Raw genomic sequence first — 13,693 nt, 5'->3', positions numbered from 1 at the left:
TGTGGACATACCCTAGAGGATGTTGAAGTTGAAGCTTATGAGAAAAGACAGGTTTTTGACATTCCGCCTGTAAATCTTATTGTTACAGAACATCGAAGTCAGATTAAGATCTGTCCTTGCTGTGGAAGATTAAATAAAGCTGAATTTCCAGAATCAGTAAATTCTCCAGTTCAATATAGCCGTAATATCTTAGCTTCAGCAATTTACTTTAAAAATCACCATTTCATTCCTTACGAAAGGATTTCGGAATTGTTTAATGATGTAATGGGGATAAAAATTTGTTCTGCTACCATTATTAAAGCAGAAAGAGAATGTTTCCAGAATCTTGAAGAATTTGAAAACCTAATTCGAGAAAAGGTAATAGCTTCTCCTGTTATCCATTGTGATGAAACTGGAATGAAAGTTCAAGGAAAAAGACATTGGCTTCATGTAGCTTCTACTGACAAATACACCTGTTATTTTACTCATGCAAAAAGAGGATCCGAAGCTATTGATGCTATGGGAATTCTTCCAGAGTTTAAAGGGGTAGCAGTTCACGATGGATGGAAACCTTACAACAGTTATAATTGTGATCATGCTCTTTGCAATGTTCATCTCCAGAGAGAACTTACTGGAATTGAAGAGAATTATAAACAGCAATGGGCTAAAGATATGAGTGAGCTGTTATCTGAAATGAAAAAGTATACTGATGAGTGCAAAGAGCAGGTCAAAGATCTGGATTTTGAACAAGTTAAGGCATTAGAAAAAAGGTTCAATGCTGTAGTCGCGAAAGGAATTGAAGAAAATCCACCTTCTTTAAATCCTGAAAGACAAGGAAAACGTGGTAAGAATCCAAAAACCAAAGCAAGGAATCTGCTTGATAGGTTTATAGAACACAAAGACAAGATTCTGAGATTCCTGACAGACTTGAAAGTTCCGTTTGAGAATAATCAAGCAGAAAGAGATGTCAGGATGATGAAGCTACAGCAGAAAATATCAGGAACTTTCAGAACTGCACGAGGAGCGGAAGCTTTCTGCAGAATTAGAGCATGAGCCTATCCCAAAAGCCATTTAGTTCTTAATCATCAAGAATTTTCAGGATTGTTTTTATTATCAGAAACTTGATCGATTGTTCGGAATACAGGATTCAGAGAAGCAATTTTGAGTTTTGGGATAGGCTCCATATATTTCCACAATAAGAAAGAATGGTTTACCTGTTTTAGAGGGTATTCTCGCGGCGCTCAAAGGAGCGCCGCTAACTATACCCTGAATAGTTACAAATTAAAAAGAGTAAGAAAGTAGGTGAAACTAAAAAATTAAAAAGGTAAAGATAAAACCAAAGAGCATAAAAAACCAAAAGGGAGCTGAAGAAATTAACCAGATGAAGAAAAAACTAAAGAGATTAAAGAGATCAGGAAGAAAACGTCTGAATCACTGAAAAAGTTTTTTAATATCGTGAAAAATCCAGTTGTGGAGGTATCCAAAAGCTATGGCATTCCCACATACCATAGCTCTGGATATTTTTAATGCATTTGCTGAAATTTGGAATAAAGAAAATTCCTATAAGTTTGAAATTTTCTTTTTTAGTTTTTAGAAGTCCTGTGAGTTTCAGCCAGATTTAAATAGCCGGCGTAAGTCCCGCAGTACTCTGTAATTTATTCTCAAAAAGATGCAACAAATTCTGGTTCTTTTAGTGTTTGTACCTTTTAATCTGTTTTTCTTGCATTATTTTTATCTCGTTTTTAATGCTGCTTTTATTTTACTATTTTATTATTTTTTAGTGACCACGTTATTCCGTTTTTCTCGCCATTTTAAATTATTTAGTGGTCATATTATCCCGTTTCTTACCGTATTTGATTATTCGGTGACCACTTATTCTGTTTTTCTTGCCATTTTTAATTTGTCACTCGTGTTCATAAGTGTCTATTGTTTTTCAGGCAACTCTTTTTGCTGGATCTGTTTACTGGTAAGTGGTTTACTAATAGTTTCAATGATATATAGCCCGATCTGCGTGGCTCTTACAGAGGTTTCAGGTAAAAGAAAGGGCTATATGCAGGTTCTAAAGTAAAGTGATTTTTTGACGGCGTTAAAATTTTTAACTGAATTTATCAAGATTCAGAAACCCCTTCAGAACCTCTATTAAAATTAAAATTTTAGAATATATGCGAATTGTAACATAATCTTTTAATAAAAGTACTTTCTATAAATCTAGAGTAACAATGAGCTCATCTTTGTGTGACACTATCTGGCTTTCTGAAAAAAGAAAAAATCTCCTTCTCTTGCTTATGGAAGGTCCCAGGGACATTGAACAAATAAAAACTTCTCTCAACGTAACCTCAAAGGCGATGATGCCTCAGATTAAAATCCTTAAAAAACAAGGCCTGGTCCTCCAGAAAGATGGCACTTATGTGCTTTCGGAGATTGGAAAACTTATCGTAGGAAATATGCTTCCTCTTCTGAACACACTTGAGGTCCTGGAGGAAAACAGGGAATATTGGGCAAGCCGGGACACAAGTGTCATACCCAATGAACAGTTTATGCGGCTTGGAGAAATGGGCGAATGCATGGTAATCGAACCCGATCTTAACCATCTGTTTGACCTTCCAAGGGAATTTACTGAAAATCTTATAAAATCCAGATGCATCATGAGTTCGCTTTCTTATTATCATCCTCTTTATCCATCACTTTATTCCAGGCTTGCAAAAAGCGGAGCTGAGATGAAAATCGTGCTCACGAAAGCCGTATTTAATAGGCTAAAAGATGACTGCAGGGATGAGCTGGAAACCCTACTCAATTCCGAGAACACGGTGGTAAAAGTCTGCGAGGAAAAACTGCACCTTCCGACAATTGCTGTTACTGAAAAATTCGTGTATATCTGTCTCTTCAACAAGCAGGGAAAATACGACCACAGGAAAGTAATGAGTTTCGATGCAAGTGCTCTTCGCTGGGGCAGAGAGCTTTTCATATACTATAATGAGTTGTCTCAAGAAGTAATCGATATCTGAAGCTTTCCTGACCTTTATAGCCAGGACAGAAATAAGCCTCCTACCTCTCATTTATAACTGGCTGGAGTTTTTGACTATGAGATTTAAAAATTTCCCCCTGAAATCAAAGCTAGTTATCTATATCGTTGTAGGGGTTTTTCTTGTCCTTGCAGTTTCTACAGCTGTGATTATCAGTACGGTCACTTCTCAGGAAGAAAAACTGGCTTACCAGAAATCAATCGAAATGGCAAGTAGTTACGCAAACCAGTTTAACACCGATATGAAAGCTAACAGCGCAGTTGCAAATACGATTGCCCTTACAATGGAAAACTATGAAGCTTCCAATAGGACTGAAGTAATCGGCATCCTTGATAATATCCTTAAAAAAAATCCAAACCTAATTGGGGTTTATGTGGGATACGAGCCAAACGCTTTTGATGGCAGGGATGCAGAATACATTAACGCTTCAGGGCACGATGCAACAGGCAGGTTCGTTCCTTATTGTAACAAGATCGAAGGTAATGTCACAGTAGAACCGCTTCTTCGATATGATTCTTCTGATTATTACCAGCTACCCAAAGTCAAAGAAGATGCGGTCTTAACAGAGCCTTACTTTTATGAAGGCATATTCATGATTAGTCATGTTTCTCCTATTTTCAAGGACGAAAAGTTCGTAGGAATAGCGGGAGCGGATGTCCCTCTGAAATATATGGATGAAGTAGTGAGTAAGGTCAAGACTTTTGATACTGGATATGCCTTCATGGTAAGTAACACAGGCGTTCTGCTCTCTTACCCTACGCACAAGGAGTGGATCGGAAAAAAGACACTCTATGACTTTAAGTCAAAAGAAATAGCCAGAGCCGCAGACGACATAAAAAACGGAACCGGAGGATATATTGAGGTTAGTGACTCTACTACAGGCAAACCTGTTGTAATGTTCTACGAGCCTGTACGAACCGGTAATCTCGCTTTTGTGCTTGTAATTCCGAAAGAAGAAATGCTTGCAGGTGTTGTTGATCTTCGGAACAAGCTGCTGGTCATTTCCGCGATTTCAATTCTCTTTATGGCTGCTCTTGCTTATATGATTGCTCTTTCTATCACAAAACCGATAGATGAAATTGTCCAGGATTTCAAGAGTATCGCCCAGGACGCAGTTAACGGAAAGCTTGATGTCAGGGCAGACACGGAAGTGGAAAGAGACTTCAGGGAAATCCCTATGGGCCTAAATGAAATCCTTAAAGCTGTAATCGTTCCAGTAAGAGAGAGTATAAGAGTGACCAATGCTCTCGCAGAAGGAGAATTAAAAGAAAGGGTCAATGTAGATGTACAGGGAGAGTTCAGAGAACTCGGAAATACACTTGATAAATTCTCCGAAACATTGAACAGTATTATCGATGATTCAAACGCAGTCCTTACCGCATTCCAGCAGAATAACTTTAAGCGGCCCATCAATATCCACGGAGAGGGGGATTTCAAGCTACTTACGGACGGGATCGAAGAGACACGACAGGCTCTTGATACTATTACAACCCAACGTATAGAGACGCAAAAAGCCCTTATGGACTATGCAAAAGAACTTGAGTGTTCCAACAAGCTTAAGGAAGATCTGGAAAGAGTTATCAATACAAGTCCTGTGATTGTATTTTTATGGAAGTATGAGTCAATGTGGCCTGCAGAGTTTGTTTCGGAGAATATTACCAGATTGGGTTATGAGGTTGAGGATTTTACCTCGAACAGGCTTCGTTATGGGGATATTGTGCATCCCGAAGATCTGGAAGAGATGGCTGCCGAACTTAAGATGAACGTTGAGGCTGGCTGCACGGACTATACCTCAGAATATCGGATTCTCACAAAACCCGGGGAGGTTCGCTGGGTTGATGAAAGGACGGTTATCCAGCAAACTGAAGACGGTGAAGTCCATCTTCAGGGTATTATTATGGACATAACCGAGCATAAAAAAGCCGAGGACGCTCTTCTCAAGATGGAGGAGATTCGTAAAAAAGAAATCCATCACCGCATCAAGAATAATTTGCAGGTGATTTCCATGCTTTTATATCTTGAGTCCGGGAATTTTACGGACAGGAATGTGGTCGAGGCTTTCAGGGACAGTCAGCACAGGGTTAAGTCAATGGCTCTTGTACACGAAAAACTTTACCAGTCTGAGGATATGGTAAGTGTGGACTTTGCAGATTATATTAAGAATCTTGTAGATTATCTCTTCCAGTCCTACTCTCTGGATAGCAGGAAAGTGAGCTTGAAACTGGATGTTGAAAAGGTCTTTCTGGGAATGGATACGGCTGTTCCTCTGGGAATAATTGTCAATGAGCTGGTCTCGAATTCCCTGAAACATGCTTTTGCCGGAGAGAAAGAAGGAGAGATTTATATCGAGCTGCACAAAAGTATAGAAAACCCTACTTTGCAGGAAACGAACCTGATCTCTGAAAATTCTGGAAACATAAAGGCCAGGCAACAGAATTATGAACGAAATGGCCTTAACGGCATAACAGAGAATAAAGAAGAAAAGTTAACCCTTATAGTTAGAGATAACGGAAAGGGATTCCCTGAGAATCTGGACTTCCGGAACACAACTTCCCTTGGCCTACAGCTAGTGACAACACTTGTGGATCAGATTGAAGGGGATATTAGACTTGACCGAAGCAGGGGAACAGGTTTCGAGATTAGTTTTTTCAGGAGATAAATTCTAAAAGGAGATAAATTCTAAACAATGTGTGACAATGGCGGAAGGCAGAATAATGGCAGAAGAAATAAAAAAGGCGGAAGGCAGAATTCTGGTTGTTGAGGACGAGCATATCGTTGCAATGGGAATAAAAAAAATGTTAAAAAATTTAGGCTACACAGTTACAGGTGTAGCCTCGTCTGGAAAAGATGCTATTAGCAAAGCCGAGAGCACTTTCCCTGATGTCGTGCTTATGGATATCATGTTAAAAGGTGATATGGACGGCGTAGAAGCTGCAAAGGAAATCAGGGAAAGGTTTGATGTCCCGGTTGTTTACCTGACTGCTTATTCCGATAATAAGATTCTTGAAAGAGCTAAGAAAACTGAACCTTTCGGTTATATCGTAAAACCTTTTGATGAGAAAGATCTGCATAGCAGCATTGAGGTAGCTCTGCACAAACACAGGACGGAAAAAGAAAAACCGGAATAATTCAAATTGAAAAGAGAAGAATGAAATAATTCATAGAAAAGCAGAATGAAGAAATTTCTAATAAAGTAATAACAGAATGCAGAATAACTCTGGTTGTCAACAGCAAAGGAGTAAGAAAACTGGAAGGCTCAGGAAAAAGGCTTGAGAAAAACTTTGGCCCACCAGGCAGAAAATTGTTTTCGAGAGATTCTCGAGAAATCCTGAAATCTTCCGAACCGCCAAATTTACTTCTTTTTCTTAAAGGCGAAGGAGCTCTCCTATTATTTCGGTGTTTTTTCTCATTTCTCTTACAACTTTTGCTGACAGTACAATTGAAATTTTTAATTTGATCAAAATATCCCTTACACCTGGACAAAGTTCCTCCCCTTTGCCATGGACAGGGTCAACTTAAAGTTCCTGTTCTTTTGTAAACGCCATACGGCGTGGGTTATATATCTTGATTTATATAGGGTTCAGTACAAGGAAGTAATAGAGAAGCCTGCCTTTCTAACTCGGATTTGGAAGAAATTACCGAATCGAAGGCTATTGAAATTGAAAGCTATTGAAATTTAGAATTTCTTCCATAACTTAGAGGTCAAATATGTTCGAGTGCTTCTGCTCCAGCTTGTAATTCCATTGATAGATTAGAGGAACTTAGTCCTGAAAAGGATAGGGAATCTTTTTCAAACCCAGCTCTCCGAGGCTGAATAAAGGTGTAACAAGTAAATGGTAGAAGGAAGAATTCTGGTTGTTGAGGATGAACATATTGTTGCAATGGGCATAGGGGTAATGCTAAAGAATCTTGGATATACTGTTACGGATATAATTTCTTCTGGAGAAGAGGCCATTAGCAAAGCCGAAAGTACCAGACCTGACCTTGTGCTTATGGATATTATGTTAAAAGGTAACCTGAATGGTATAGAAGCATCAAAGGAAATAATTAGCCGGTTTGGTATTCCAGTTGTTTACCTTACTGCCTGCTCAAACCGTGAGCTCCTTGAACAGATCTGGAATATGGGATCTGGATGTATTGTGAAACCTTTCGATGAAATGGATCTGAAAAAGGGTATTGATATTGTTCTTGTGCAATGTGGGATAGAGAAAAAGGATGTGAAAAAACTCGTGAAAGCTTCAAAACAATTCAGAAAGACTCAGGCCTGATTTACGTCATACCCGATCTCGAAGGCTCAAAGTAAACTTCAGATAGTGTGTCAATGTTTCTGTAAAATTACAAATTTCAAGAGATTGAGTAACTTGAAATTAAATCAATACTTGGAAGGATTAGATATAATATTCCAGTTGAAGTAAAATTCACCAACTGAAGTGAAATAACTAATTGAAGTGAAATTTACCAGTTGAAGTGAAATTTACCAGTTGAATTAAAATTCATCAATTGAATTAAAATTCATCAATTGAATTAAAATTCATCAATTGAATTAAAATTCAGAACATAATTAGATCATTTGGATTATGAAAGAAGGATAAAAGGAAAAGCTTCAAAGCGGAATTATTTCAGAATAAGATGTATCCTATCAGAATACAAAAACATCGCAAAAAGTCTTATTACAAGCCCAGGATAAAGTAGAGCTATAAGAATTAAAAAGCAGGTTAATTAAATAATACCTGTTACACCAAATAGTTTTTAAATCTCACTCTTTTCTCAGCTTCAATTTCTTAGACACGTACCTTTAATTTGCGAAAACTTCCTACAGAAAAACCGTTAGTTGCAGGACTCAAAGCGTTAAGTTCATTTGCAGTTTCAATTAGAGAAAGCATAAAGTCCGTCCTTATCCTGAAAATGAGCTCTTCGGGCTCTACGCAGCAAAAAAGAGTTGGTTCACCCTCTATTATCCGGACATATCCTTTCTTCTCCATTCCTCTGAGCGTTCCATAAACTTTGGACCTGGGGACTCCGGAACATTCTGCAATTTCACTGGCTCGCGTTTGCTTAAGGCAGACAAGTACTGCGTAGATTTTAGCTTCGTTTCCGGTAAAACCCAGCTTTTGAAGATTTTCTATAATTTTACGAGTCACTTTCTCCTCCTCCTTTCATCCATATTCTAATTAGATTTATTTAATTTGTTGACTGACTGCTTTTCTTAAAATCCTCACCATCGTCTCGAGACTCTGAACATAGTCCTCTATATCCTTATCATCTACAAGCTTAAGCAGCTCATCTACGACCTGATTAGAATAATTATAACATTCCAGTCCTTTCTCAGTCAGCGAAACAAGCACTTTCCTTCGGTCTTCAGGGTCAGTTTTTCGAAATACAAACCCTTTTTTCTCCAGATCATCAACCATTCGAGTGAGGCTGCTTTTATCCATACCTGTGTATTTTCCTATAGTTGAAGGCATGATTTCACCTTCCATGCCTATGATCTTGATTACAACGGGCTGATTCTTGCTAAGGTTCTTAAATTTGCTAGAAATTTTCTTCTGAAAAGTCTGCTCAAAAATGAAGTTGTCAAGAGCATCCCTTTCCATCATGAGAAGAATTATTTTCTTCAACGTTGCTTCTCTCATTTTTTCACTATTCCTCTTTACATATGATTTTGCAATCATATACAATCTCTCAAAGAGTAATTGCCAGATATAATTAGTTATAATAATATTGATTTTTCAATTATTTAATTTCATATCATTGAAAAATCAATAGTTGATAAATCAACAATACCCTGAACATATTTAAGCTTCACGGTTAACTTATACATAAAAATTTATAAAATGCAAAAACTGATTACCTTTGTTTTAGTAACAAAAATCTAGTTCTCTGTTCCTTTTAACTCAAAAAATTCGTTAAAGAAAAGTCAATTAGAAGAAAAAGATTCAAAAACTCCTTAAAAGATAAAATAAGTAGTTATAGTTCCAGAAACCAGTTTCTCAGAAAGCAGAAACCAGTTTCTCAGAAAGCAGAAACCAGTTTCTCAGAAAGCAGATAGAATTGAAAGGTTTAAAATAGAATCAGACTAAAGACTTAAAACCTGGCTGCAAATTGATTTTATCCTGACCTGTTACTATTATTCTTTACCTGGAGGTCTGTTCCTGAAAGAGAAGCTTCTTGAAATAAAATCCGCATTTATGGCCTATTTTAAAGAGCGAGAAGCCGAGATCAACGGTTCTCTCCTTGCTTTGCTGTCCGGGGAAAACATTCTCTTTCTCGGGCCGCCTGGAACGGCAAAAACCCAGCTTGCGAAAAACATCTGCCAGTTGATAGAAGGTGGAAACTTTTTTAATTATCTCCTGACAAGTTTTTCTACTCCTGAAGAGCTCTTTGGTCCACTCTCCTTAAAAGCCCTGGAAGAAGATGAATTCCGTCGGAAAATCGATGGCTGCCTCCCGACTGCTCATATTGCTTTGCTGGACGAGATTTTTAAGGCAAGCAGTGCGATCCTGAATAGCCTCCTGACAATCCTCAATGAGCACAAATACCATAACGGCAGAGAGCTTGTAGACGTGCCTCTGCTTTCGGTTTTTGGGGCATCCAATGAGTTTCCTGATGAAAACGAGAGCCTTGAGGCCCTTTATGACCGTTTTTTATTCAGGTACAGGCTCGCCTACATTCAGGATGAGGAAAACTTCCGCAACCTCGTTTTCAGGAGCCCTGACGAATTCGAACCTGCTGCAAGTCTCAGGGTTTCTGAAATATACGAACTTCGAGCACATGCAAAAGACCTGCCTGTTGACCCTGATGTTGAAACCATAGTAACTGAGCTTCGAAAGAGTCTTCAACTACAGGAAATCGAAATCTCGGACCGCCGCTGGAAAAAAGTCGTTCAGGTTTTAAAGATTGCAGCTTGCAGCAGCGAACGCCCGGCCGTGGACAGGACAATGGTGCTCCTGCTCCAGCATATGCTCTGGAACCTGCCCGAAGAGCGGGAAACAATAAGGAAAACCGTCTTTGAGTTTGCAGTCTCCGGCGGCATCAGTACGGAAAAACTGCACCAGGAAGCCGAAGACTTGCAGGCTGCGATAAGCATTGCCCTGAAAAACGAACTTCCTGTAAAGGTCATCTGTGACAGCTGCGGAGAAGAATTCCGACTGAGGCAGGAAATCGAAACTCATCATATATCCCACCCAAATCATAGCTATACTCTTAAAGCCGAAGGGCCTTCAAAGATCTATCCTTATGACAACCTTGTGAAAGAAATTGATTCTCTTCAGGAAGAGGCTGAAAAAGCGAACATACTGTCTCAGGCCCAGAAAGAAGTTTTTGGAACTGAATTGAAAGCCCTGGCCGATCGTGTGGAATGGGTAAAACACAGGCTTGAAGCTGAAAGGGAACTTTTAAAAAACTTGATGGATGAAAATATCTGGCTCTCAACGCTTGATAAAAACGAAACTCTGCTCCTTCACGATACCCGAAGTACCGAGTTATCCGAGCTCAACTACCTTATCTCAAAAAGCCGGTCAATGCTTGGAATTCAGAGCAAGCAGGCAAAACTTGAACCACAGCCTGCACTCCAGCTTGCAAGAGAAGCAGGAAAAAAGGAGATGGAAAAAATTTCTGTACCCGATTCGGGCAGCAGTGTCAACAGTTTCATGAAAGGAATTGGCTCTCGATTTAAGCTCAGATAAAGAAGCCAGATCAGATAGTTTTAAACTCGGTGTTCCAAAAAAAGTAGCTTCAAATCAGGTGTTCAAACAAGGTAGCTTTAAACAGTAGCTTCAAAAAAGGTAGCTTCAAACAAGGAAAATTAAAACAAGGAAAATAAAACAAGGAAAATAAAACAAGGAAAATTAAATCAGATAACTTAATTGAGGGTTTGATATGGAAGGCTCTAAGGATTTCCAAAACGATCCAGGTGCAGCCTCTTCTGGAACTTACTCCTTTTTGGGAAGTAAAGCCTCAAGAAATAAAGGCTTACGAGATTCGTTTCTGCTCCATAATCAGACTGCTGCCGTCCTGGAACGAGATCTAAGGAGTACAATAGCTTTTCCTAGAACGATCCCTCGCCCAATGCGAGAAAAAATAGCCGAAATCATAACCCTTGAGATTCTCTTTGACCAGCCTTATGAGATAAAGGATCCTGAAAGGTTTATTGAGACTTTCGGAGCTTTTTACCCAATCCTTCTTACCCTGAGAAACTCAAAACCCTGGCCTAAACTCAGAGAAATTGCAAAAAAAAGCAAGGGAGCCGGAATTGCAGGTTTGAAAATTCTTCTGCCTCTTATTTATGAGATCCTTGAACGCTTTTCAGAATCAGCCAGTATTTCAGGTGCAGAGTATCTTAAAGAGCTCGATATCGGAATGAATGAAATTCTGAGGCAATTTGAAGAAATCCTGAAAGAAACTCTCCTTATTTGGGGAAACCCGGGATCTGCTGAGTTCTCAGGCAGAAATACCCAGGCAATAGAAAATTTCGGAGAATCTGCCCTTGTCAACGTTGTCCTGGAATTCATGCAGAAGGAAGGGTACCAGGACTTGCTGGAAAGAATTCTGGAAGGGCTATACCGGAGGATTAACGAATTCATTTCGGAAATGGAAGAAAACCTGGAGCTTTTCGATACCCTTGCTCTGCTATTTCCCCAGCGCAACTGGAGTTATTCTGTAAAAGAGCTTAAAAAAGAGCCTTTTTATGTGCAGCTTAAAATGCTTAAAAATTATTCGGTTTTCTTTGAAAAAAGTCCAGACCTGAAAAAAATTGTAGATTTCATAGGCAGACGTGAGTTTGACCCGCCCTCGGACCGTATACGCCTTTCACCTTTCGGAAAAAACCGAATCCAGAGCGTGCGCTTTTCCGATTCAATCAATAACCTGCTGCCCATGGAAGCCGCAAAACTCCTGAACCCTTCCCTGAAAAAGAAGTTTTATGCGGATATGCTTGAGGGAAAACTTCTGAGTTACCAGCTCCTTGGAAAACATTACACAGGCCCTCCTCACATAAAGCCAAGAGGCTCGATGATTGTACTTGTAGACACCTCCGGGTCTATGCACGGAGCTCCCCAAACTTTAGCTAAGTCTGCTGTGCTGGCTATGGCAAAACGGATGCTTTCCCAGCAGAGGGACATGAAAGTTATCCTTTTTGCCTCGACGAGTCAGCATCTGGAAATCGAACTTACCAGCAGGAAAAAAATGTCCGAAAAGTTTCTGAATTTCCTGCTCTATACCTTTGGCGGAGGAACGGACTTCAATACCGCCCTTGCCTCAGGCCTTAAGTCCCTAAAAGAAAAAGATTTTCAGGGTGCAGACCTGCTCTTCATAACCGATGGCAAATCCGAAGTCTCTGACGGATTGGTACTGGCCCGCTGGGAAGAGGCAAAAAAGAAGTATAACGCGAAGGTCTATTCGCTGATCGTAGGCAGCAGCGGAGCAGGCGGGCTGTCTGAAATCTCGGATTATACTTATTTTGTGGAAATGGAACTGGATTCTGAAGGCAGCGGCGGGTTTGTAAGGCTAATCGAATCTAAAGAAGAGAAAGCTACGAAAGCCACAGATTCCAATAAAGCAAAAAATTAAGAAAGGGTTATTAACCCCCCTTCTCTTCCGTTCAATTTCCAGATTTATTCCCCTAAGGACTGCTTATTATAATCTGAAACCTATTATGACTCAGTTCCAAAATCTAGTGATGAAAGTAAGTGTAACATCACTACATAAATTTATAATTCTCTAATTATGTAATGATGTTACGGCAAAAACAATGGTAATTATAAATCTTACTCTTAATAACTTATCGGAACTCCCTGCTCTCTCATACCTTTTTGATAGTTATAGCAATGATTACGAATATACCACAAGAGGAATTTTTCGTAGAAAAATTCCTCCAGCCTGCCCTATTTGCAGTGCTCCTATGGTTCATAACGGCTATAATCTATACATCAAAAAAGGTCTTGGAAAAATCAGCATTGGTCGATACAAATGCCAAAATTGTGGTAGTACAGACGAAGAAGATCATAGTTTTTGGGAAGGTCTGAAAACTTTACTTTTTGATTCATTCAATAATTTTTTCCAGGTGCTCAGATACCATAAAGTTTCTTATGATGGAATTTCTGATATAATGAGCTTCATATTTCCAAGATCAAGAAGCACTATTTTTAGAACATTCAACAAAGAAATGGAACAGGAAAATGTTCCAATTTTAGAAAATGTACATATGGTGCACTATGACGAACAGCATCCAAAAGAGGGACGTTGTCAGAAATACCGTTTAACATTACTGGATGCAAAAACTCAAAGAACAATAGCAGATGAACTTTTTGAGGATAAAAGTTCAGAAACCATCAAAACGTTTCTACGAAAAAATCTAGATACATCAGAACCTGTGTTTATTGTTACGGATTTTGATAAGAGATACCCAGATATTTTAAAGGAAGTTTTTGGGGATAAGTTAGTGCATCAATACTGTTTGATGCACTTAAACAAGCTTATAGTTAGCGATTTTCCGAAGAAAACAACAATTGAACAGGAACTATTAAAATACAGGTTATTGAATATATTTTACAATCGTGAAAATGAGATTAAATTCCTGGAAAAAATTCTATCTGAAGAACTTAACGTAATTATGAATGAAGAAAAGCATCAAGAATGGAGTATAAAGGCAAAAAAGGAATTTAACCGATTTAGATATAAATTGAAGCTAGAAA

At 38.9% G+C, this 13,693-nt stretch carries 9 protein-coding genes and 1 pseudogene; 8 read left to right on the top strand and 2 right to left on the bottom strand.

Going from position 1 to position 13,693, the window contains the following annotated elements; translation table 11 throughout:
• From tnpC to ASJ81_RS03490, 5 genes and pseudogenes are all read left to right on the top strand, one after another.
• Positions 1 to 1,029: pseudogene (gene tnpC / locus ASJ81_RS03515) on the top strand (IS66 family transposase); the annotation flags it as partial.
• Positions 1,030 to 2,198: 1,169 nt separating this feature from the next.
• On the top strand, positions 2,199 to 2,984 hold the full coding sequence (locus tag ASJ81_RS03510) for a helix-turn-helix transcriptional regulator (RefSeq protein ID WP_095643268.1): 786 nt from the start codon (positions 2,199 to 2,201) through the stop codon (positions 2,982 to 2,984).
• A 76-nt stretch (positions 2,985 to 3,060) separates the two neighbouring features.
• The gene (locus tag ASJ81_RS03505) at positions 3,061 to 5,661 is read left to right on the top strand and encodes a histidine kinase dimerization/phosphoacceptor domain -containing protein (protein ID WP_095643267.1); all 2,601 of its coding nucleotides are present in this window, start codon (positions 3,061 to 3,063) and stop codon (positions 5,659 to 5,661) included.
• 55 nt (positions 5,662 to 5,716) lie between these two features.
• The gene (locus ASJ81_RS03500) at positions 5,717 to 6,130 is read left to right on the top strand and encodes a response regulator (protein ID WP_170943172.1); all 414 of its coding nucleotides are present in this window, start codon (positions 5,717 to 5,719) and stop codon (positions 6,128 to 6,130) included.
• Positions 6,131 to 6,835: 705 nt separating this feature from the next.
• Positions 6,836 to 7,270, top strand: coding sequence for a response regulator (locus ASJ81_RS03490; protein ID WP_095643265.1), 435 nt, complete (start codon positions 6,836 to 6,838; stop codon positions 7,268 to 7,270).
• A gap of 513 nt (positions 7,271 to 7,783) precedes the next feature.
• Here the strand turns inward: ASJ81_RS03490 and ASJ81_RS03485 are convergent.
• Both ASJ81_RS03485 and ASJ81_RS03480 read right to left on the bottom strand, forming a co-directional pair.
• Positions 7,784 to 8,143, bottom strand: a complete 360-nt coding sequence (locus ASJ81_RS03485; protein ID WP_095643264.1) for a TrmB family transcriptional regulator — start codon at positions 8,141 to 8,143, stop codon at positions 7,784 to 7,786.
• 36 nt (positions 8,144 to 8,179) lie between these two features.
• On the bottom strand, positions 8,180 to 8,674 hold the full coding sequence (locus ASJ81_RS03480) for a MarR family winged helix-turn-helix transcriptional regulator (RefSeq protein WP_338037350.1): 495 nt from the start codon (positions 8,672 to 8,674) through the stop codon (positions 8,180 to 8,182).
• Between the two features lie 516 nt (positions 8,675 to 9,190).
• Here ASJ81_RS03480 and ASJ81_RS03475 point away from each other — a divergent pair.
• The 3 genes from ASJ81_RS03475 to ASJ81_RS03465 form a co-directional block, all read left to right on the top strand.
• Positions 9,191 to 10,687 (top strand): AAA family ATPase, encoded by a 1,497-nt coding sequence (locus ASJ81_RS03475; protein WP_095643263.1) that lies wholly within the window; start codon positions 9,191 to 9,193, stop codon positions 10,685 to 10,687.
• Positions 10,688 to 10,880: 193 nt separating this feature from the next.
• Positions 10,881 to 12,569 carry a vWA domain-containing protein gene (locus tag ASJ81_RS03470; RefSeq protein WP_095643262.1) on the top strand — a complete coding sequence of 563 codons (1,689 nt, stop codon included), beginning with the start codon at positions 10,881 to 10,883 and terminating at the stop codon, positions 12,567 to 12,569.
• A gap of 181 nt (positions 12,570 to 12,750) precedes the next feature.
• Positions 12,751 to 13,693, top strand: a 943-nt coding sequence (locus ASJ81_RS03465; RefSeq protein WP_095642727.1) for an ISNCY family transposase, incomplete at its 3' end; no start/stop codon positions are given.

Source organism: Methanosarcina spelaei (assembly GCF_002287235.1).
GTDB lineage: Archaea > Halobacteriota > Methanosarcinia > Methanosarcinales > Methanosarcinaceae > Methanosarcina > Methanosarcina spelaei.
This window is presented reverse-complemented; position numbering and strand designations above follow the sequence as displayed.